The following is a 20,525-nucleotide window of genomic DNA, read 5'->3' as shown; positions in this document are numbered from 1 at the left end:
CGCCCGATGCACACATGCGGCCGTTCATTTCCGGTTGTTTCGTCGACGTCCGGACAAGACGCGCTGTCGGCCGATATCCGAATCCACGTGAGATCCGCAGCGGGTTGCGCGCTTGCGGCAACACCACGTTAAGCCGTTCGTCGCGACGCCGCCGTGCCAATGCGCGATCTGACGGAGGATGAAGCGAGCGTCGGCTGCATGGATTCGTGCCGTGGCGGCGATCCGGCTCGATTGGCTGTCCTGCCGGTTTCAAGAGGGCGACTGCACGCAGCCGGCTCGCGCGCCGTGAGCCGCGCGCATTGCCCGTCAGACGGGCATCTGCCGCTGCGCGGCAGCCGCGACGGCCCGCTTCGGCTTCAGGCTCGCCGACCAGCGCATCGCCGGCAGCTCGAACATCCGGTAGAACAGGTACGCGACGGGGACGACGGCCGCGATGAACGCGAACGACGGCCAGATCGACAACTGCAGCTCCGAGCGATACAGCACCGACGCCAGGCACACGAAGAACGGCAGGTGGATCAGGTACAGCGAATAGCTGAAGTCGCCGAACCACGACAGCGCCCGCATCGGCACGGACGCGGACACGGGCCGCGCGAGCGCCGCGTACAGATAGCATGCGAAGCCGGCTGCCCATAGCTGAAACGCGCCATACTGCCCGAAATGGAACGCGACGCAGCCGAGCGCGACGCCGGCCGCCGCGGCCGCGTACCAGAGCCGCGACGGCGCCGGCGTGGCGTGCGCGTCGCGTTGCGCGCGGACGTCGGCGATCCACGCGCCGACCGTCCAAGACAGCCAGTACGACGTGAAGAATTGCAGATCGTGCCGTTCGAGCAGCCAGGCCGACACGACGTTGACGAGCGCGATCGCGACGACGACGGGCAGCATCCCGAAGCGGCGTCGCGCCGCGAAGAGGAGCGGATAGATCGCGTAGAACTGCACTTCGAGCGACAGCGTCCACAGCGCGCCGTTCGAGCCGTACGTGTAGCCCGCGACGCCCTGCAGCGACAGCAGGTTGACGACGAACGACGTGAGCCCGATGTCGCGGATCTTGTGGCTGACGGGCTCGAACTGCAGGCTGACCGAATCGAACACGAGCGTCGCGACGAGCGCGGCGAGCAGCACCGGGTAGATGCGCGCGAAGCGGCGCCCCAGAAGTTCGGCGCGTTGAGCCGGTATGACGGATCGGCGGCGAGCTTGAGCGCCGCGTTGCGATGGATGCAATAGCCGCTGATCACGAAGAAGATCGGCACGCCGGCCGAGCCCCATGCGAACGGAAACGTCAGGTAGCCGGCGATCGCGCTCGGGTCGAGCGAATGGCCATACGTCCGATGGAAGTGCTGCATTCCCACCCACGCGACCTGCCGGCAGTGGAAGTACGCGACAAGCAGCGCGGCGAAGCCGCGCAGCGCGTCGATCAGGTGTTCCTTGTGGTCGGTGGCGCTCGGCCGCGCACCCGACGCCATGCTCGAAGCATTCATGCGATCCGGTTCCTTGCAATGAGAAAGGCGCAAAAGGCGCCATTCGATCGTAATCCGCAAGAAATCCGGACGGGAGAATAAAAAAATCGCCTATTGAATAAGATGTAATTAAACGTATCCGTTCGTAACGGTTCTCACGTTGCGGCATGGCGGCAAATTATTTATCGATTTTTTTCTGATAGCTTGAGATCCCATGTCGATTGAAGGAAGGAGTGCGCGATGGACATGCATTGGATTGCAAGCGGCGCCGTATTGCTCGTGATGGCCGTTCTGTCGGCCTATCGGGACGCATTGAAGAACGAGCCGATCAACCGTTTCGGCTTCGGTCGCGGCGGCGCGCCGTATTCGGAGGAATTCGAATAATTGAACGCGCCGGATCGAATCGGTAAATTGTCGCGAAGCACCCGGCGGGTCGGCAAGATCGACCGACTTCGCGGCGATTATCCGAATATGCTTATATCCGGACAACTCTTTCATATTAATGAGAGCAGCGCCGGAGCGAGCGGATCTTTATTCAGATTGATGGGTTGCCGGCGCGTCGAATGCCGATGCGCACCGTCCGTCGAGCGCAGCCGCGCCCGGCGTGCGCCCCCGACATTTGACGTCCGGCCAATCGTCAACACTTTCGGGATGCGATCATGTTGAAAGTCACCAAAGCCGTGTTCCCCGTTGCCGGTCTCGGCACACGGTTTTTGCCCGCCACCAAGGCGAGTCCGAAGGAAATGCTGCCCGTCGTCGACAAGCCGCTGATCCAGTATGCGGTCGAAGAGGCGATCAATGCGGGCATCACCGAGATGATCTTCGTGACGGGCCGCAGCAAGCGCGCGATCGAAGATCACTTCGACAAATCGTTCGAGATCGAATCCGAGCTCGAGGCGCGCGGCAAGGAAAAGCTGCTCGAGCTCGTGCGCGGCATCAAGCCGAGCCACGTCGACTGCTTCTACGTGCGCCAGCCGGCCGCGCTCGGCCTGGGCCACGCGGTGCTCTGCGCGGAGAAGCTCGTGCACGGCGAACCGTTCGCGGTGATCCTCGCCGACGATCTGCTGCACGGCGACCAGCCGGTGCTCAAGCAACTCGTCGACGTCTTCAACCACTATCACAGCTCGGTGATCGGCGTCGAGACGATCGAGCGCGAGGACAGTCGCTCGTACGGCGTCGTCGAGGGCCGCGAGTGGGAAGAGGACATCATCAAGCTGTCGGGCATCATCGAGAAGCCGGCGCCCGAGCATGCGCCGTCGAATCTCGCGTCGTCGGGCGCTACGTGCTGATGCCGAGCATCTTCGAGCATCTGCGCAAGATCAAGCCGGGCGCGGGCGGCGAGCTGCAACTGACGGACGCGGTGCAGTCGCTGCTGACCGAGGAGCAGGTGCTCGCGTACCGCTACTACGGCACCCGCTTCGACTGCGGCAGCAAGCTCGGCTATCTGAAGGCGACGGTCGAGCTCGCGCTCCAGCATCCGGAAGTGGGCCGCGAATTCGAGGCGTACCTGCGCAACTGCCTGCCGGTGCTCGCCGCGGTCGCTTAGCATCCCTGTCTTTTGACGTCCAAGGTGTGTGGTGGTTGTTCCGTTGGCCCCGGTTCTCGCGAGCCGGGGCATTTTTGTATCCGGACGGAGCGGAGCGAGGCGGGAAGGCGCTCGCCGCGGCACGCGCCCATGCTCCGGCGCGCCGGTCAGCGCGCGGCCGGACGTTCGCTCGGCGCGAACCGGCGGCGCAGCGCGGCGTCGAGCGGCTTCTTGTAGTCGAGCACGCGCTTTTCCAGGTACTGCCACGACAGATGCGCGAGCAGCACCGCGAGCAGGAATTGCAGGATTTCGGGCAGCAGTTCCTGCAGCGCGGGCGGAACGCGCAGCCGTTCGTAGAGGCCCGGCATCACGCCGATGCGCTCGGGAATCAGGTTGTGGAACAGATAGAACCCGTAGCTGATCGTGCCGAGGTACGCGAGCGGCGCCCGCTCGAGCAGCGAGACGGCCGGATGTTCGGGACGGCTCACGATCCAGAACAGCAGGATGGCGATCGACACGCCAAGGCCGATGTCCGCGACGCCGCCCGCCGTCGCGGAAAGCGGTGCGGCCCATAGCGCGAGCGTCGCGCAGAACGCGGCGCCCGCCGCGCCGATCCACGGCATCAGCGCGCCCGCGACGCCTTCGGGCGCCGCCGCGCCGCCGCTGCGCAGGATTGCGCCGATGCCGCCGAGCGCGATCAACGCGAAATTCCACGGCGAAAACGCGTAAATGAGCACGGGCGACGCGTGCTGCAAATAGAGCAGCAGATGCGCGGCGGCGGCGAGCGCGACGGTCGCGGCGCAAATCGCGAGATGGCGCGATGCGCGGGTGGCGAGCAGCACGATCGGCGCGATCAGGTAGAACTGCTGCTCGACGGCGAGGCTCCAGAAGTGCGACGTGCTGCCCGGCCAGCCCTCCTTGACGACGCCGATCCAATAGTCCGATAGAAACACCGCGTGCCAGCGCAGCCCGAGATCGACGTCGTGCTGATAGAGATGGCGATGCGCGATCGCGATCGCGGCGAGCAGCAGGTAGTAGACGGGCAGGATGCGCAGCGCGCGCTTGCCCGCGAACAGCCAGAACGCGTAGCGGCGGCACGACGTGCCGCGCTCGATCGCGAGCCGGCTGCGGTGCAGCTCGCCGACGATCAGGAAGCCGCTGATGAGGAAGAACGTCCAGACGCCGATCTGGCCGACGTCGACCGCGCCGAAGTGCGGCGCGGTGCGACAGGAAGACGAGTGTGACGGCGACGGCGCGCAGGCCGTCGAGCCCTCTCACGTGTTTGACTGCGCGCATTCCAGGTCCCAAGCGATGCGATGCCGACGTGCGGCATTCCGGAAGCGCTCATCGCGGCGCTGCGCGACTCGGCGTGAAGGACATCACCTGCATCAGCAACAACGCGGGCGTCGACGGCTTCGGCCTCGGCCTTCTGCTCGAATCCCGGCAGATCAAGAAGATGATTTCGTCGTACGTCGGCGAGAACAAGGAGTTCGAGCGTCAGTATCTGTCGGGTGAGCTCGAGCTCGAGTTCACGCCGCAAGGCACGCTCGCCGAAAAGCTGCGCGCGGGCGGCGCGGGCATTCCGGCGTTCTTCACGCAGACGGGCTACGGCACTGTGATCGCCGAAGGCAAGGAGACGCGCGAGTTCGACGGCAAGCATTACGTGCTCGAGCCGTCGCTCACGGCCGACGTCGCGCTCGTGAAGGCGTGGAAGGCCGACAAGTCCGGCAACCTGATCTACCGCCGCACCGCGCGCAACTTCAATCCGATGTGCGCGATGGCGGCCGGATCGACGGTCGCCGAGGTCGAGGAGATCGTCGAGAACGGCGAGCTCGATCCGGATGCGATCCACACGCCCGGCATCTTCGTGCAGCGGCTCGTGCTCAATGCGACGCCGGAGAAACGCATCGAACAACGCGTCGTGCGCGCGAAAGGAGACTGAGATGGCTTGGAATCGTGACCAGATGGCCGCGCGCGCGGCGAAGGAATTGCAGGATGGCTTCTACGTGAACCTCGGCATCGGGCTGCCGACGCTCGTCGCGAATCACGTGCCGGAGGGCATCGAAGTGTGGCTGCAATCGGAGAACGGCCTGCTCGGGATTGGCCCGTCGCCGACCGAGGACGAAGTCGACGCGGATCTCATCAACGCCGGCAAGCAAACTGTGACGACGCTGCCGGGCTCGTCGATCTTCTCGTCGGCCGATTCGTTCGCGATGATCCGCGGCGGGCACATCAACCTCGCGATCCTCGGCGCGATGCAGGTCAGCAAGAACGGCGACCTCGCGAACTGGATGATCCCCGGCAAGATGATCAAGGGGATGGGCGGCGCGATGGATCTCGTCGCGGGCGTGAAGCGCGTCGTCGTGCTGATGGAGCACGTCGCGAAGGGCGATCAGCACAAGATCCTCGAAGAATGCGCGCTGCCGCTGACGGGCGTCGGCGTCGTCGACCTGATCATCACCGATCTCGGCGTGATCGAAGTGACGCCGGAAGGCCTGAAGGTGCTCGAGCTTGCCGATGGCGTCACCGTCGACGAGATCAAGGCGAAGACGGGCGCGCCGCTCGACGTGAGCGCGGTCGTGTAACGCGGCGCGAAGGCGCGCGGGCGGCGGGGCGCACGGCTGCCGCGCTTCGTCGGCTGGGGGAATCCGATGTGGGTTCCGCGCGCGATGCGCATGCGGCAGTGAAAGAGAATGCCCCGCGTTTGCGAAGACGCGGGCGTTTTGATTGGTTGCGTCGGGCATCGGGGCGAGATGCGTCGCGCGAGCGGAAAGGGCGGCGATTCGTCGAACGCACGCAACGCCGATCGATCTGGTGCGAATCTGACTTTCCTGGCGTGCGATTGCCGGAACGGATCGATCGACCGTTTCTGTCTTGACATAGGTCGCACGGGCCGTCTTGCGTCGCGCGACCGTCCGTTTGGCCGACCGGCCGCCTGCAACGAAGCGGTTTACAATCGCTTCATCTGTTCGGCGCTTCGTCGCAACCGGAGCGCCGAGCGCTCGACCGTGCCGATCGATCGTTCGTCAGGAGCGCCGATGTCATCGAACCTTGCCACTTCCGTCTCCCCGCGCGAGCGTCGCGTGCAATGCGCGAGTCCGCTGGGCCTGCATCACGTCGCGTACACCGAATGGGGCGATCCCGCGAATCCGCGCGTGCTCGTCTGCGTGCATGGCTTGACGCGCTCGGGCCGCGATTTCGACCGTCTCGCGGCCGCGCTGTCCGACGTCTATCGCGTCGTCTGCCCCGACGTGGCCGGACGCGGCCGGTCGGACTGGCTGCCGGATCCGAAGTTCTACGGGGTGCCGCAATACGTTTCCGACGTCGTCACGCTGATTGCGCGTCTTGACGTCGAGCGCGTCGACTGGTTCGGCACGTCGATGGGCGGCCTGATCGGCCTCGCGCTCGGCGGGCTGCCGGGCACGCCGATCGGCAGGATGCTCGTCAACGACGTCGGGCCGCGCATCGAGCCCGCCGCGCTCGAGCGCATCGACGAGTACGTCGGGCTCGACAAGCGCTTCGCGACCGAGCAGGAGGGCGTCGATTACCTGACGTCGCTGTCGCTGTCGTTCGGCCCGCTCACGCCGGACGAGTGGCGCGCGTTGAACCGGCCGCTCCTCGTGCAGGATGCGGACGGCTCGTGGCGCGCACGCTACGACCCGCGGATCGCGGAGCCGTTCAAGGCTGCCACGCCGGAGACGAACGCGCAGGGCGAGGCGTGGCTTTGGCATGCGCTCGAGGCGTTCGCGGGGCCGTTGCTTGTCGTGCGCGGCGCGCAGTCGGACCTGCTGTCGCGCGAAACGCTCGATGCGATGAAGGCGCGCGGGCGGGCGGTGTCGAGCGTCGAGATCCCCGAGGCCGGCCACGCGCCCGCGTTCGTGAGCGTCGAGCAGATCGCGATCGCTCGCCAATTTTTCGTCAGGGATGCGCCGCTCGCGTCATAATACGCGGTTCGGCACCGTGCGTTCGCCGCGTGCGGCGCCGCCCACCGATCAACCATTCAACCGGGAATTCTCATGGCAGTTACTCGTCACCACGTCGGTCCCCGCCTTTCCGAAATCGCGATTCACAACGGCACCGTCTACCTCGCGGGCCAGATCGCCGAGGACACGGCGCAGGACATCAAGGGCCAGACGCGCGAAGTGCTCGCCCACATCGACCGCCTGCTCGGCGAGGCGGACAGCGACAAGTCGCATCTGCTGTCGGTGCAGATCTTCATCTCCGACATGGCGAACTTCCCGGGCATGAACGAAGTGTGGGACGCATGGGTCGCACAGGGCGCGACGCCGCCGCGCGCGACTGTTGAGGCGAAGCTCGCGAATCCCGCTTGCCTCGTCGAAGTGGTGGTGGTCGCCGCGCAACGCAACTGAGCCGACGCACGACACGTTTTTTCAGGCAGCCTGCAATACCCGACGATGACAGCCGGTTCCGCATCCTCCGCTACCGCCGCGGCGCCGTCGCTCGACGACGTTCTCGCGTTCGTGCGCGAGCACGCGGGCGACGCGCGCTTGTCGTCGGGAGAATTGCTCGCCGATCATGCGACGGGCACGTCGGCGATCATGCAGCGGCTGAACGTCGATCCGCCCGCGACGCAGGCGGCGGCGCTGTTCGCACTCGCGCCGTATCTGAGCGACCCCGAAAAGCAGATCGCCGGGCGCTTCGGCGACGAGGTCGCGCGCCTCGTCACCGACGTGCGCAAGCTGCTGCGTCTCGGCACCGTGAGCCTGCGCGCCGCGCAGAGCGCGCCCGCCGATGCGAGCCGCGACGCGCAGGCGGAGCGGCGCGCGCAGATCGAGGCGCTGCGCAAGATGCTGCTCGCGTTCGCGCAGGACATCCGCGTCGTGCTGATCAGGCTTGCGTCGCGGCTGCAATCGTTGCGCTACTATGCGGCCGCGAAAATCGAGCCGCCGCCCGACGTCGCGCGCGAGACGCTCGAAATCTACGCGCCGCTCGCGAACCGGCTCGGCATCTGGCAATTGAAGTGGGAACTCGAGGATCTCGCGTTCCGCTTCGAGGATCCCGTCACCTACAAGCGCATCGCGAAGCTGCTCGACGAGAAGCGCGTCGAGCGCGAGGCTTACGTCGCCGGCGCGATCGAGCGGCTGCAACGCGAGCTGGCGGCCGTGCACATCCCGGCCGAAGTGAGCGGCCGGCCGAAGCACATCTACAGCATCTGGCGCAAGATGCGCGGCAAGGAGCTCGACTTTTCCGAGCTCTACGACGTGCGCGCGTTTCGCGTGATCGTGCCGGACATCAGGGATTGCTACACGGTGCTCGGCATCGTTCACCACCTATGGCAGCCGGTACCGAAGGAATTCGACGATTACATCTCGCGGCCGAAGCCGAACGGCTACAAGTCGCTGCATACGGTCGTGATCGGCGACGACGGCCGCGCGTTCGAAGTGCAGATCCGCACGCAGGAAATGCACCGCTTCGCCGAATACGGCGTCGCCGCGCACTGGCGGTACAAGGAGGCGGGCGCGCGCGGCTACGGCGGCCAGTTCGCCGCGAGCGAGAAATACGACGAGAAGATCGCGTGGCTGCGTCAGTTGCTCGCGTGGAAGGACGAGATCGCGGACAGCGGCGGCTCGGACGTGAGCGGCCATGAAGCGTGGGCGCAATTGCGCGAGACGACGCTCGACGACGATCACATCTACGTGCTGACGCCGCAGGCGCGCGTGATCGCGCTGCCGCAGGGCGCGACGCCAGTCGATTTCGCGTACCACCTGCACAGCGAACTCGGCCATCGCTGCCGGGGGGCGCGCGTCGACGGCGCGATGGTGCCGCTCAACACGCCGCTCGCGAACGGTCAGACGGTCGAGATCGTCGCGGTGAAGGAGGGCGGCCCGTCGCGCGACTGGCTCAATCCGCAGCTCGGCTATCTGCGCAGCTCGCGCGCGCGCCAGAAGGTGCGCGCGTGGTTCAACGCGATCGATCAGCAGGAGAACGTCGCGCACGGCCGCGCGCTCGTCGAAAAGACGCTGCAGCGCGAAGGCAAGACGTCGGTGAATCTCGAGCACCTCGCGGCGAAGCTCGGCTTCAAGTCGCCGGACGATCTGTTTTCGGTCGTCGGCAAGGAAGAGTTCAGCCTGCGCAACGTCGAGCAGGCGTTATCCGACGCGCCGGCGCCCGAGCCCGAACCGGAGGCGCCCGCGAGCTTCGAGAAGCGCGCGAGCGGCGCGAACGTCGCGCGCGGCGCGTCGACGGGTGTGCTCGTCGTCGGCGTCGACGCGCTCCTCACGCAACTCGCCCGCTGCTGCCGCCCGGCGCCGCCCGATCCGATCAGCGGCTTCGTCACGCGCGGCAAGGGGATGTCGATCCACCGCAGCGATTGCGCGACATTCCGCCGGATGGCCGAGCGCGCGCCCGAGCGCGTGCTGCAAACCACCTGGTCCGCCGACGTGCTGGGCGGGCGGGGCGCGTCCGTCTATCCGGTCGATCTGATGATCGAGGCGTCCGACAGGCAGGGGCTGTTGCGCGACATCTCCGAAGTATTCGCGCGCGAGAAGATGAATGTGATCGGCGTGAAGACGCAAAGTCGCCGCAACGCGGCCTTCATGCAATTCACGGTCGAGGTGTCGAGCGCGTCGCAGGTGCAGCGCGCGTGCACGCTGCTCGGCGAGGTTCAGGGCGTCGTCCGGGCGGCCCGCAAGGCGTGAGCGCCGCCCGCGGGCGGCGATGCGGCAACGGCTTGCGAACTTCCCCGAACAATATGCACGAAAACACTTGCCAAGACGAAAAGAGCTCCATATAATTTCAGCTTCTTCAGGCTCGTAGCTCAGTTGGTTAGAGCACCACCTTGACATGGTGGGGGTCGTTGGTTCGAATCCAATCGAGCCTACCAACGACATTCGGCTGAATGCCTGGTTCGCCGGGCATCGGCGGCAGTAGAAAATTTCTACGCAAAAGGCGAATACGGTTATGACACCGCGAACGTTGACCGAAACCTATTCGGAGCGACGCTAGTCGAGGAACGTTTTCGCCTTGTGGTTTTGGAGTATCGGAATGCGGCCCCTCGAAAGCGGGGCCGCATTTTTTTTGTCGCGCGTTTTCATTGCCGCGTTCGCGCGTTGATAGTCTGCCGGTCACTGACGGCATCACGGAGATTGCTATATGGTTTCGATACGCTTGCCCGACGGCTCGGTTCGCCAATACGAGCATCCGGTGACGGTCGCCGAAGTGGCGGCGTCGATCGGCCCCGGTCTTGCGAAAGCTGCGCTCGGCGGCAAGCTCGACGGCGAACTCGTCGATACGTTCGCGCTGATCGATCGCGATGCGTCGCTTGCGATCGTCACCGACAAGGACGCCGACGGTCTCGACATCATTCGCCACTCGACCGCCCACCTGCTCGCCTACGCCGTGAAGGAACTGCATCCGGACGCGCAGGTGACGATCGGGCCTGTGATCGACAACGGCTTCTATTACGATTTCTCCTACCATCGCCCGTTTACGCCCGAGGATCTGGAGCAGATCGAAAAGCGCATGCAGGAGCTCGCGAAGCGGGACGAGCCCGTCACGCGCCGCGTCGTGTCGCGCGACGAGGCTGTGTCGTACTTCCGCAGCATCGGCGAGAAGTACAAGGCGGAGATCATCGAATCGATTCCCGTGAGCGACGAGATCAAGCTGTATTCGCACGGCGGCTTCACTGATCTGTGCCGCGGCCCGCACGTGCCGTCGACGGGCAAGCTGAAGGTCTTCAAGCTGATGAAGGTCGCGGGTGCGTACTGGCGCGGCGACTCGAAGAACGAGCAACTGCAGCGGATCTATGGCACCGCCTGGACGAAGAAGGAAGACCAGGACGCGTATCTGCACATGCTCGAAGAGGCGGAGAAGCGCGATCACCGCAAGCTCGGCAAGCAGCTCGACCTGTTCCACCTTCAGGAAGAGTCGCCCGGCATGGTGTTCTGGCATCCGAAGGGCTGGACGCTCTGGCAGCAGGTCGAGCAGTACATGCGCCGACGTCTCGATGCGGCCGGCTATCTCGAGATCAAGACGCCGATGATCATGGATCGTTCGCTGTGGGAAGCGTCCGGTCACTGGCAGAACTATCGCGAGAACATGTTCACGACGGAATCGGAGAAGCGCGACTACGCGATCAAGCCGATGAACTGTCCGGGCCATGTGCAGGTGTTCAAGCACGGGCTGCGCTCGTATCGCGACCTGCCGCTGCGGTACGCCGAATTCGGCTCGTGCCACCGCAACGAGGCGTCGGGTGCGCTGCACGGGCTGATGCGCGTGCGCGGCTTCGTGCAGGACGACGCGCACATCTTCTGCACGGAAGACCAGATCAACTCCGAGGCGATCGCGTTCAACAAGCTCGCGATGAGCGTCTACGCGGATTTCGGCTTCGATCGCATCGACATCAAGCTGTCGCTGCGTCCCGAGCAGCGGATGGGTTCGGACGAGACGTGGGATCACGCGGAGGAAGGGCTGCGCAACGCGTTGAAGGCATGCGGCCTCGAGTGGGAGGAGTTGCCGGGCGAGGGTGCGTTCTACGGTCCGAAGATCGAGTACCACATCAAGGATGCGCTCGGCCGCTCGTGGCAGTGCGGCACGCTGCAGCTCGACATGATGCTGCCGGAGCGGCTCGGCGCCGAGTACGTCGCCGAGGACAACAGCCGCCGCCGGCCGGTGATGCTTCACCGGGCGATCGTCGGTTCGATGGAGCGTTTCCTCGGGATTCTGATCGAGCACCACGCTGGTGCAATGCCGGTCTGGCTCGCGCCGGCGCACGCGGTTGTGCTGAATATCGCCGAAAGTCAGGCTGAATATGCTCAGACTGTTGCTCAATCGTTGCAAAAACAAGGGCTTAGAGTATCGGCCGATTTGCGCAACGAGAAAATTAGCTATAAAATACGCGAGCACACGCTCGAAAAAGTTCCCTACCTGCTCGTCGTAGGCGACAAGGAGCGTGAAGCACAAACGGTAGCCGTGCGTGCCCGTGGCGGCGTCGATCTGGGTGTCATGCCCGTCGAAGCCTTCGTTGAGCGTCTGCGTGAGGACATCCAGGCGTTCAAGTAACCGCCCTGGCAGCGCGGCTCGTTTTTTTAATTTTTAGAGGAAACGTAACATCGCTACTGATAAGTCGTCGCATCGCATCAACGGTGAAATCACTGCGCCGGAAGTGCGTCTGGTCGGGGTCGATGGTGAGCCCATCGGCATCGTGAAACTCGCCGAGGCTTTCCGTAAATCGGAAGAACTGGATGTTGACCTGGTGGAAATCGCGCCGCAGGCGTCTCCGCCGGTTTGCCGTCTGATGGATTACGGCAAGTTCAAATACCAGGAAGCCAAGAAGCAGCACGAGGCGAAGCTCAAGCAAAAGGTCATCCAGGTCAAGGAAGTGAAATTCCGCCCGGGGACCGATGACGGCGATTACAACGTCAAGCTTCGCAATCTGATGCGCTTCCTCGAGGAAGGCGACAAGACGAAGATCACGTTGCGTTTCCGCGGCCGTGAAATGGCTCACCAGGAAATCGGCATGCGGATGCTCGAGCGTCTGCGCGGCGATCTCGACGAAGTCGGTCAGGTCGAGCAGATGCCGAAGATGGAAGGGCGCCAGATGATCATGGTGCTCTCGCCGAAGAAAAAGAAGTAACGAGCGTGCCGCGCGAGCGCGGCGGTTCGATGAAGTGGTTCGGCGCGTCGCCCGGTCAGGGCGGCCGCCCGAAACAGCGGCGGTCGCGCGAGCGCACGCGCCGTACACAAGTGGACTGGGTTCCGAAGGGCGGGTTGAGGGCGCAAGCCAACCGCACACCCACCTCCATCAAATAAACTGGAGTTGTTCGTCATGCCTAAGATGAAGACCAAGAAGAGCGCTGCGAAGCGCTTCGTGGTGCGTCCGGGCGGCACCGTCAAGCGCGGTCAAGCCTTCAAGCGCCACATCCTGACCAAGAAAACCACGAAGAACAAGCGTCACCTGCGCGGCGCCACGGCAGTTCATGATTCCGATCTGAACTCCGTCCGCGCGATGCTCCCGTTCGCGTAACCCCTCAACCGATACTCACAGGAGAGAAACATGCCTCGAGTCAAACGTGGGGTAACCGCACGGGCCCGTCACAAGAAGATCATCAACCTGGCCAAGGGTTATCGCGGCCGTCGCAATAACGTCTACCGCATCGCCAAGCAGGCGGTGATGCGCGCCGGTCAGTATGCGTACCGCGACCGCCGCAACAAGAAGCGTGTGTTCCGCGCATTGTGGATCACGCGTATCAACGCGGCCGTGCGTCAGCACGACATGACCTACAGCGTGTTCATCAACGGCCTGAAGAAGGCGTCGATCGAACTCGACCGCAAGGTGCTGGCCGACATGGCGGTGTTCGACAAGGCAGCCTTTGCCGCGATCGTGAAGCAGGTGAAGGCCGCCGTTGCAGCCTAATTGCGAAATTAGCACTGCGTGGTGAGCTGCAGCGATGTTCCGGTAGTCGCGGCCGCTGCAGCGAAAACGGGGCTCTTCCGAGCCCCTTTTTTGTTGGGTCGGGCGTTTCGCTCGACATGCACAACTGACGTTGGAAGTGATGGGATCAATGGATCTGGACCAGATTGTCGCCGACGCGCAGCAGTCGTTCGAAGGGGCTGCGGATATCACCACGCTCGAGAACGAGAAGGCGCGGTTTCTCGGCAAGTCGGGCGCACTGACCGAGCTGCTGAAGGGCCTCGGCAAGCTCGATCCCGAAGCGCGCAAGATGGAAGGCGCGCGCATCAATGTCGCGAAGCAGCAGGTCGAAGCCGCGCTCAACGCGCGCCGTCAGGCGCTCGCCGACGCGCTCCTGAACCAGCGTCTCGCCGCCGAGGCGATCGACGTCACGCTGCCCGGCCGCGGAGCGGGGACAGGCAGCCTCCATCCCGTGATGCGCACGTGGGAGCGCGTCGAACAGATTTTCCGCTCGATCGGCTTCGACGTGGCCGACGGCCCGGAGATCGAAACCGACTGGTACAACTTCACCGCATTGAACAGCCCGGAGAACCATCCGGCGCGCTCGATGCAGGACACGTTCTACGTCGACGGCAAGGACGCGGACGGCCGTCCGCTGTTGCTGCGCACGCATACGAGCCCGATGCAGGTTCGCTACGCGCGGATGAACCGGCCGCCCATCAAGGTGATCGCCCCCGGTCGCACGTACCGCGTCGACAGCGACGCGACGCACTCGCCGATGTTCAACCAGGTCGAAGGCCTGTGGATCGACGAGAACGTGAGCTTCGCGGATCTGAAGGGCGTCTATACCGATTTCCTGAAGAAATTCTTCGAGCGCGACGACATCCTCGTGCGCTTCCGTCCGTCGTATTTCCCGTTCACCGAGCCGTCGGCGGAAATCGACATGATGTTCGAGCACGGCAAGAACGCCGGCAAGTGGCTCGAGATTTCCGGCTCCGGCCAGGTGCACCCGACCGTGGTCCGCAACATGGGGCTCGATCCCGAGCGCTATATCGGCTTCGCGTTCGGCAGCGGCCTCGAGCGGCTGACGATGCTGCGCTACGGTGTGCAGGACCTGCGTCTGTTCTTCGAGAACGACCTGCGCTTCCTGCGGCAGTTCGCGTAACGGCGCGACCGTCTCGCTCCGCGCCCGGCCGGCCTGTCGAGGCGGCGCGCCGGGCCTCGATCTAACCTGTTTCGAACGTGGATATCCATGCAATTCCCTGAATCCTGGTTGAGAACCTTTGTCGATCCGCAACTGACGACGGACGAGCTGTCGCACGCGCTGACGATGGCGGGGCTCGAGGTCGAGTCGCTGCGCCCGGCCGCGCCGCCGACCGAGAAGATCGTCGTCGGCCGCGTGCTCGAGGTGGTCAAGCATCCGGATGCCGACAAGCTCAACGTCTGCCAGGTCGACGCCGGCACCGGCGCGACGCTGCAGATCGTCTGCGGCGCGCCGAATGTCGCGCCGGGCATCAAGGTGCCGGTCGCGCTCGTCGGCGCGAAGCTGCCGCCCGCCGAAGAAGGCGGCGCGCCGTTCGCGATCAAGCTGTCGAAGCTGCGCGGCGTCGAGAGCCAGGGGATGCTCTGCTCGGCGCGCGAGCTGAAGCTTTCCGAAGATCACAGCGGCCTCATGATCCTGCCGGAAGACACGCCCGTCGGCCAGGACATCCGTGACGCGCTGAATCTCGACGACACGGTCTTCGAAATCAAGCTGACGCCGAACAAGGCCGATTGCCTGTCCGTGTTCGGCATCGCGCGCGAGACGGCCGCGATCACGGGCGCGCCGCTTGTCGCGCCCGACATCCGGCCGGTCCTTGCCGAGCTGACCGAGACGCTGCCCGTGAGGATTTCTGCGCCCGATCTGTGCGGGCGCTTTTCCGGCCGCGTGATTCGCGGCGTGAACGCGCGCGCGAAGGCGCCGCGATGGATGGTCGAGCGCCTCGAGCGCGCGGGCCAGCGCAGCGTATCGGCGCTCGTCGACATCTCGAACTACGTGATGTTCGAGCTGGGCCGCCCGTCGCACGTGTTCGATCTCGACAAGATCCACGGCGGCATCGACGTGCGCTGGGGCAAGCGCGGCGAGTCGCTCAAGCTCCTGAACGGCAACACGGTCGAGCTCGACGAGACGGTGGGCGTGATTTCCGACGATGCCCAGGTCGAGAGTCTCGCGGGCATCATGGGCGGCGACAGCACGGCCGTGACCCTCGACACGACCAACATCTATCTCGAAGCGGCGTTCTGGTGGCCGGACAGCATCCGCGGCCGCGCGCGCCAGTACAACTTCTCGACCGACGCGGCGCATCGCTTCGAGCGCGGCGTCGATTATTCGACGACGGTCGAGCACGTCGAGCGGATCACGCAGTTGATCCTCGACATCTGCGGCGGCCAGGCGGGCCCCGTCGACGATCAGGTCGTGAACCTGCCGCAGCGCGCGGCGGTCACGATGCGCGTGTCGCGCGCGAACCGGATCATCGGTGTCGAGATCGGCGAGGACGAAGTCGCGCAGATCTTCACGCGGCTCGGCCTCGCGTTCGAGCGCGACGGCGACGTGTTCCGCGTGACGCCGCCGCCGCATCGCTTCGACATCGAGATCGAAGAGGATCTGATCGAGGAAGTCGCGCGGATTCACGGCTTCGAGAAGATTCCCGCGCGTCCGCCCGTTGCGAAAAGCGAGATGCGCGTGACCGACGAGACGCGCCGCTCGATTCACGCGATCCGTCACGCGCTCGCCGCGCGCGACTACGCGGAAACGGTCAACTTCAGCTTCGTCGATGCCGAGTGGGAGCGCGATTTCGCCGGCAACGACAACCCGGTGCGCCTGCTGAACCCGATCGCGAGCCAGTTGTCGGTGATGCGCACGACGCTGTTCGGCAGCCTCGTCGGCGTGCTGCGCCATAACCTGAACCGCCGCGCCGATCGCGTGCGCGTATTCGAGACGGGGCGCGTGTTCATCGCCGACCCGGCGGTGAAGGCGGGCGAGCTCGCGGTCGAGGGCTATGCGCAGCCGAAGCGCGTCGGCGCGCTCGCGTACGGGCCCGCCGTCGACGAGCAATGGGCGGCGGCGACGCGCCAGGTCGATTATTTCGACGTGAAGGGCGACCTCGAGGCGCTGCTCGCGCCCGTCGTCGCGCGCTTCGTGAAGGCCGAGCATCCGGCGCTGCACCCGGGCCGCAGTGCGCAGATCGAGGTCGACGGCCGCGCGGTCGGCTGGATCGGCGAGCTGCATCCGCGCCTGATGCAGCAGTACGAACTGCCGCACGCGCCCGTGATGTTCGAGATCGACGCGGATGCGCTCGTCGCGCGCGCGCTGCCTGCGCCGTCGGAGGTGTCGAAGTTCCCGCCGGTGCGTCGCGACATCGCGGTTGTCGTCGATCAGAAGGTCGAAGTGCAGGCGCTTTTCGACGAAATGAAGAAGGCGCTCGCCGAGGACGCGTGCAAATTCGTCCAGAAAGTTGCGCTCTTCGACGAATTTCGTGCAAAATCAAATACTTCCAGTGGGTTGTCAGCCCACGAGAAAAGCCTTGCGTTCCGCGTCACGCTGCAGGATGCGGCCGGAACCTTGCAGGACGAGACGGTCGATCAGGCGATTCAGACCCTCGTGGACCGCATGGCTCGAGTCTATGGCGCGCGTTTGCGCGGATAGGGCGCAAAAGCGGTGGAAGCCGCCGCTTTTGTCAGTGTTTTTGTCCAAGTTTGACGCGCTGGTTTTGCAGATATGAACGACATGAACTCGAGTGAATTTGAAGCCCTTCTGACGGCGCAGCGCAGCGCCATGTCCCGCGACGTTCCGGCGTCGTCTCCCGCCGGCGATACGCCGACGCTCACGAAGGCCGAATTGGCCGAACTGCTGTTCGACAGTGTCGGCCTCAACAAGCGCGAGGCGAAGGACATGGTCGAGGCGTTTTTCGAGGTGATCCGGGACGCGCTCGAAAACGGCGAGAGCGTGAAGCTCTCGGGCTTCGGCAATTTCCAGCTACGCGACAAGCCGCAGCGGCCGGGGCGCAATCCGAAGACGGGCGAGGCGATTCCGATCGCCGCGCGCCGTGTCGTGACGTTCCATGCGAGCCAGAAGCTGAAGGCGCTCGTCGAAAACGGCGCCGAGCAGGATCTCGTGCGTTAAGCCGGCGCTTCGCTTCTGCGCGCAGCGCCCGCGCCCCTTACCGACGGTTAACTGACGATGGCGTCGACGGTTGAGAAAGTCGTGTTGCCCCCGATTCCCGCGAAGCGCTATTTCACGATCGGGGAAGTGAGCGAACTGTGTGGCGTGAAACCTCACGTACTGCGGTATTGGGAGCAGGAGTTCACGCAGTTGCGCCCGGTGAAGCGGCGGGGGAACCGCCGCTACTATCAGCACCACGAGGTGCTGCTGATCCGGCGGATCCGCGAGCTGCTGTACGAGCAGGGATTCACGATCAACGGCGCCCGCAACCGGCTCGACGCAGTCGGCAGCGAGCGGAGCGCGCCTCCCGAGCCCCACGAGCTCGAGCAGCAAGCGGCCGAGCCGGCCGCACGCGAGACGGTCGATGTCGCGCAATTGCGCCAGGCGCTGATCGACGTGATCGACGGACTCAAGCGCGGCTGAGCGCCGGGCCGGGCCGAGTGCCGTTCGACTGGCAGGCAGGCTGAAAAGCGTGGACAAAGCCGGGCGAACCCTTAGTTCGCCCGGGCTTTTTCGGACTGCTCCGCCCTTCGCCGCGGCGCGGCCGTGCGCGCGCGGCGAGGATCACGGCACGAGCGGGTCCTTCTTGCCGACGTCGACGTATAGCGTGCCGTCATGCACCATCCGCACCGAGCCGCGCGAGACCACGTCGCGGTAGTCGTAGAGGTCGAAGCGCACCCGTTGCTTCGCCGTGTCCAGAACGAGAATGCGCATGTTCAGCACGAGTACGTTGAACATCTTCGTGTCGCCGCCTTCGAGCCACAGGTAGCTGTCCGGGAGGTTCGCGGGCGGCCGCAGCGCGGGCGAATTCGGCGCGGGGCGGAACGTCAGGCGCAGACCGTCCGGTTCGACCGTCGCCTGCGACATGTGGCCGACCAGCACGGGCGGCGGGAACACTGTGTGCTGGTCGAGCACGAGCGAATCGCCGCGCAGCTCGGCGCCGCGGCGCTTGAGCGGCGCGAGCGACGACAGCTCGATGCCGAGCGCGCGCAGCAGCTTCGCCTGCGGTATGCCGAGCACCGATACCTGCGTCGGCGTGAACGCGAGATGGCGGTCGTCCAGCAGCGTGAGCGAACCCTTCATGTCGGCCGGCAGCCAGACGCCGGGCGGCACCTGGTTCCACAGCTTGATGCCGCCCTGCACGCGCAGTGCGTTGCCGTCGGGGCTCAGCTTCAGATCGTTCAGCGAGCGCGGCGAATAGTCGAGCAGATGGCGATTGAAGAGGTCGGACATCGCGTTCCAGGGCGCGAGCACCGAGCCGCTCAGGATGCGGATGTCGTACTGGTTCGGATCGTCGAGATCGACGGGCTCGCCCGCGCGCTTCGAGACGAGCTGGACGACGAGATCGTCGACGCGAAAGCCGATGTTGCCCGCGATGTAGAAGTCCGCGTTGTGCAGGTGGATCGTCGTCGTGCCGTTCGAAATATGGCGCGGGCTGAACGCCGATACGTCGCCGCCGCGCTTGGCGGCCACCTTGCGGAAGTTCGACTGCGGCATGCCGTTGTTCGGCACGATCGCGAACGCCTCCCACTGGCGGCGCGCTTCGTTGAGGCTCGACTGCTGCGCGTCGATCAGGCTGTCGTTCAAGCGCGCGGATGCGCTGCCGACGCTCGCCGCGACGGGGCGGGCGACCTGCCGATACGACGGCATCAGGATCGACAGCGCGCCGCTCGGCTCGAAGTTGAAATAGCCGGCGACGAGCTGATCGCGATAGTGATACATGTCGAATATGAACGCGTCGTCCGGGGACGCCTCGCGCGGTGGATAGATCACGATGTCCGCGTTCATCGGCATCGTCCGCATGAATTTCACGTCGCCGCCGCGCAGATACATCGCATGCTTCGGCGCGCTCTCCGGCATCGTGAAGCCCGCCTTCGTGCCGTCGTCGAGCACGAGATCGAGCCCGGCGGGCGTCAGCTTCAGCGAGACGATGTTGATCTTCAGATGGGGCGGCGGCAGCAGCTTGTCGACGTTGAGCACGAGATCGTTGCCGTTCAGCCGCACGATCGGCGTGTCGATCTTCAGCAGATCCGACACCTGCACCTTCGCGGCCCGCATCACGGGGCCCGCGTCGATGCCCGATACGTGCACGTCGGTCGGGCGGAACACGAGCGTCGAGCCGCCGCGGATCTCCAGCTTGCCCCTCAGCGAGAACGGCACCCAGCCGTCGCGCTGCATGTCGCCGCGGATGTCGAGGACGCCGTCGCCTGCCGTCACGCGCACGTTGCGCAGCGGCGCGTTGCGATAGCCGAAGATGTAGCCGCCGAACAGCGCGTTGAGCTTCGTGTTGTCGAGCGTCACGGTGCCGTGGTGCACGGCGATGTCGAAGCTCGTCGGGTCGTCGAACACGGCGGGGGCGCCGGGATGCGTCGGCACGAGCGTCGCCGACAGCTCGTGGACGAGGAAACCGAGATCGCCGACGATGCGGAAATCGACTTCACGCAGGAACGCGAGCGTGCCGCTCTGGCCGGAATCGCGCAGCGTGAGCGGGCGCGGCTGGTCGACCTTGATCGACGCGAGCGTCGGCACGGTCCGCGCGATCTGCTGTTCGCGCGCGAGGCGCTCGGCTTTCGTGCGCTCGATCGTCGTCGATGTGCCGCCGCCGGTGTCGGATTGGGGTGTCGATTCCGCGCATCCCGCGCTCAGAACGGCGAGCGTGACCGCCATTCCCGCGCACGAGCGCAAGAACCAGCGCGAAGCCGAAACGGCCGTGCGCATGGCGCGCCATGCGCCGGGCGCGCGATGAGATGGCGTGCAATGGACGCGCTGGACCGGTGTCCACATCGTTGATGTCTCCCTATCTTTGTCGTGACTGGCGCGCGAGCGCGCGCGTCGGCTGGCGCCGATGTTTGGGGGCAGTGTGGCATAGCCGCGCTAGAGGGACGGCACCAAACGTCGGCACATCGTGCTGCGGTGCGAGAACGCATATCGCAGTGCGGATGTCGCGATGTCGATGATACGAATCAAACG

At 65.2% G+C, this 20,525-nt stretch carries 16 protein-coding genes, 1 tRNA gene and 4 pseudogenes; 18 read left to right on the top strand and 3 right to left on the bottom strand.

Annotation, left to right across the window (positions count from 1 at the left end; genetic code table 11):
- Positions 1 to 306: 306 nt before the first annotated feature.
- Positions 307 to 1,418: pseudogene (locus tag WT16_RS01415) on the bottom strand (acyltransferase).
- Here WT16_RS01415 and WT16_RS34670 point away from each other — a divergent pair.
- The 4 genes and pseudogenes from WT16_RS34670 (at position 1,329) to galU (ending at position 3,003) form a co-directional block, all read left to right on the top strand.
- On the top strand, positions 1,329 to 1,559 hold the full coding sequence (locus tag WT16_RS34670; protein ID WP_231892014.1) for a hypothetical protein: 231 nt from the start codon (positions 1,329 to 1,331) through the stop codon (positions 1,557 to 1,559). The pseudogene WT16_RS01415 and the gene WT16_RS34670 sit on opposite strands and share 90 nt — an antisense overlap.
- Before the next feature lie 138 nt (positions 1,560 to 1,697).
- A complete protein-coding gene (locus WT16_RS34255; protein ID WP_009915643.1) occupies positions 1,698 to 1,841 on the top strand; it encodes a hypothetical protein in 144 nt (47 codons plus the stop codon).
- Positions 1,842 to 2,123, top strand: coding sequence for a hypothetical protein (locus WT16_RS35495; RefSeq protein ID WP_331457919.1), 282 nt, complete (start codon positions 1,842 to 1,844; stop codon positions 2,121 to 2,123).
- Positions 2,117 to 3,003 (top strand): annotated as a pseudogene (galU, locus tag WT16_RS01405) (UTP--glucose-1-phosphate uridylyltransferase GalU). Before WT16_RS35495 ends, galU begins: the two are co-directional and overlap by 7 nt.
- A gap of 146 nt (positions 3,004 to 3,149) precedes the next feature.
- Here the strand turns inward: galU and WT16_RS01400 are convergent.
- Positions 3,150 to 4,305 (bottom strand): annotated as a pseudogene (locus WT16_RS01400) (acyltransferase); the annotation flags it as partial.
- Between the two features lie 2 nt (positions 4,306 to 4,307).
- Between WT16_RS01400 and WT16_RS01395 the strand changes: the two are divergent.
- From WT16_RS01395 to WT16_RS01330, 14 genes and pseudogenes are all read left to right on the top strand, one after another.
- A pseudogene (locus tag WT16_RS01395) lies at positions 4,308 to 4,924 on the top strand (CoA transferase subunit A); the annotation flags it as partial.
- 1 nt (position 4,925) lies between these two features.
- Positions 4,926 to 5,567 (top strand): CoA transferase subunit B, encoded by a 642-nt coding sequence (locus tag WT16_RS01390; protein WP_009912671.1) that lies wholly within the window; start codon positions 4,926 to 4,928, stop codon positions 5,565 to 5,567.
- Positions 5,568 to 5,735: 168 nt separating this feature from the next.
- A complete protein-coding gene (locus tag WT16_RS01385) occupies positions 5,736 to 6,926 on the top strand; it encodes an alpha/beta hydrolase (protein WP_231892011.1) in 1,191 nt (396 codons plus the stop codon).
- Positions 6,927 to 6,998: 72 nt separating this feature from the next.
- Positions 6,999 to 7,352 (top strand): RidA family protein, encoded by a 354-nt coding sequence (locus WT16_RS01380; RefSeq protein WP_063532551.1) that lies wholly within the window; start codon positions 6,999 to 7,001, stop codon positions 7,350 to 7,352.
- A 45-nt stretch (positions 7,353 to 7,397) separates the two neighbouring features.
- Positions 7,398 to 9,641, top strand: coding sequence for a bifunctional (p)ppGpp synthetase/guanosine-3',5'-bis(diphosphate) 3'-pyrophosphohydrolase (locus WT16_RS01375; protein ID WP_063532550.1), 2,244 nt, complete (start codon positions 7,398 to 7,400; stop codon positions 9,639 to 9,641).
- A 108-nt stretch (positions 9,642 to 9,749) separates the two neighbouring features.
- Positions 9,750 to 9,826: transfer RNA gene (locus WT16_RS01370), tRNA-Val, on the top strand.
- 269 nt (positions 9,827 to 10,095) lie between these two features.
- Positions 10,096 to 12,003 carry a threonine--tRNA ligase gene (gene thrS, locus WT16_RS01365; RefSeq protein ID WP_015600888.1) on the top strand — a complete coding sequence of 636 codons (1,908 nt, stop codon included), beginning with the start codon at positions 10,096 to 10,098 and terminating at the stop codon, positions 12,001 to 12,003.
- A 49-nt stretch (positions 12,004 to 12,052) separates the two neighbouring features.
- Positions 12,053 to 12,577, top strand: a complete 525-nt coding sequence (gene infC, locus WT16_RS01360) for a translation initiation factor IF-3 (RefSeq protein WP_075644849.1) — start codon at positions 12,053 to 12,055, stop codon at positions 12,575 to 12,577.
- A 192-nt stretch (positions 12,578 to 12,769) separates the two neighbouring features.
- Positions 12,770 to 12,967 (top strand): 50S ribosomal protein L35, encoded by a 198-nt coding sequence (rpmI, locus tag WT16_RS01355; RefSeq protein ID WP_004191477.1) that lies wholly within the window; start codon positions 12,770 to 12,772, stop codon positions 12,965 to 12,967.
- Between the two features lie 30 nt (positions 12,968 to 12,997).
- Positions 12,998 to 13,357: a 50S ribosomal protein L20 gene (gene rplT, locus WT16_RS01350; RefSeq protein WP_004192938.1), complete on the top strand. Its 360-nt coding sequence runs from the start codon at positions 12,998 to 13,000 to the stop codon at positions 13,355 to 13,357.
- A gap of 148 nt (positions 13,358 to 13,505) precedes the next feature.
- Entirely contained in the window at positions 13,506 to 14,519 is a 1,014-nt protein-coding gene (gene pheS / locus WT16_RS01345; protein ID WP_059929699.1) for a phenylalanine--tRNA ligase subunit alpha, read from the top strand.
- A gap of 87 nt (positions 14,520 to 14,606) precedes the next feature.
- Positions 14,607 to 17,039 carry a phenylalanine--tRNA ligase subunit beta gene (gene pheT, locus WT16_RS01340; RefSeq protein WP_063532549.1) on the top strand — a complete coding sequence of 811 codons (2,433 nt, stop codon included), beginning with the start codon at positions 14,607 to 14,609 and terminating at the stop codon, positions 17,037 to 17,039.
- Between the two features lie 72 nt (positions 17,040 to 17,111).
- The gene (locus WT16_RS01335) at positions 17,112 to 17,516 is read left to right on the top strand and encodes an integration host factor subunit alpha (protein WP_006026515.1); all 405 of its coding nucleotides are present in this window, start codon (positions 17,112 to 17,114) and stop codon (positions 17,514 to 17,516) included.
- Between the two features lie 57 nt (positions 17,517 to 17,573).
- On the top strand, positions 17,574 to 17,978 hold the full coding sequence (locus WT16_RS01330) for a MerR family transcriptional regulator (RefSeq protein ID WP_006026516.1): 405 nt from the start codon (positions 17,574 to 17,576) through the stop codon (positions 17,976 to 17,978).
- Between the two features lie 141 nt (positions 17,979 to 18,119).
- Here WT16_RS01330 and WT16_RS01325 read toward each other — a convergent pair whose 3' ends face one another.
- Positions 18,120 to 20,273 (bottom strand): hypothetical protein, encoded by a 2,154-nt coding sequence (locus WT16_RS01325; protein WP_063532548.1) that lies wholly within the window; start codon positions 20,271 to 20,273, stop codon positions 18,120 to 18,122.
- Between the last annotated feature and the right edge of the window lie 252 nt (positions 20,274 to 20,525).

Origin of the sequence: Burkholderia sp. MSMB1589WGS (genome assembly GCF_001636105.1) — a bacterium.
GTDB classification, from domain to species: Bacteria; Pseudomonadota; Gammaproteobacteria; order Burkholderiales; family Burkholderiaceae; genus Burkholderia; species Burkholderia humptydooensis.
The sequence above is the reverse complement of the archived record's forward strand: the minus strand, read 5'-3'. Positions and strand labels throughout refer to the sequence as shown.

What these genes read in the sequence shown, in the direction of transcription:
- WT16_RS34670 (WP_231892014.1), top strand. Translation starts at nt 1,329, where the DNA reads ATGGAAGTGCTGCATTCCCACCCACGCGACCTGCCGGCAGTGGAAGTA.
- WT16_RS34255 (WP_009915643.1), top strand. Translation starts at nt 1,698, where the DNA reads ATGGACATGCATTGGATTGCAAGCGGCGCCGTATTGCTCGTGATGGCC.
- WT16_RS01390 (WP_009912671.1), top strand. Translation starts at nt 4,926, where the DNA reads ATGGCTTGGAATCGTGACCAGATGGCCGCGCGCGCGGCGAAGGAATTG.
- WT16_RS01385 (WP_231892011.1), top strand. Translation starts at nt 5,736, where the DNA reads ATGCGTCGCGCGAGCGGAAAGGGCGGCGATTCGTCGAACGCACGCAAC.
- WT16_RS01380 (WP_063532551.1), top strand. Translation starts at nt 6,999, where the DNA reads ATGGCAGTTACTCGTCACCACGTCGGTCCCCGCCTTTCCGAAATCGCG.
- WT16_RS01375 (WP_063532550.1), top strand. Translation starts at nt 7,398, where the DNA reads ATGACAGCCGGTTCCGCATCCTCCGCTACCGCCGCGGCGCCGTCGCTC.
- thrS (WP_015600888.1), top strand. Translation starts at nt 10,096, where the DNA reads ATGGTTTCGATACGCTTGCCCGACGGCTCGGTTCGCCAATACGAGCAT.
- rpmI (WP_004191477.1), top strand. Translation starts at nt 12,770, where the DNA reads ATGCCTAAGATGAAGACCAAGAAGAGCGCTGCGAAGCGCTTCGTGGTG.
- rplT (WP_004192938.1), top strand. Translation starts at nt 12,998, where the DNA reads ATGCCTCGAGTCAAACGTGGGGTAACCGCACGGGCCCGTCACAAGAAG.
- pheS (WP_059929699.1), top strand. Translation starts at nt 13,506, where the DNA reads ATGGATCTGGACCAGATTGTCGCCGACGCGCAGCAGTCGTTCGAAGGG.
- pheT (WP_063532549.1), top strand. Translation starts at nt 14,607, where the DNA reads ATGCAATTCCCTGAATCCTGGTTGAGAACCTTTGTCGATCCGCAACTG.
- WT16_RS01335 (WP_006026515.1), top strand. Translation starts at nt 17,112, where the DNA reads ATGAACGACATGAACTCGAGTGAATTTGAAGCCCTTCTGACGGCGCAG.
- WT16_RS01330 (WP_006026516.1), top strand. Translation starts at nt 17,574, where the DNA reads ATGGCGTCGACGGTTGAGAAAGTCGTGTTGCCCCCGATTCCCGCGAAG.
- WT16_RS01325 (WP_063532548.1), bottom strand. Translation starts at nt 20,273, where the DNA reads ATGCGCACGGCCGTTTCGGCTTCGCGCTGGTTCTTGCGCTCGTGCGCG.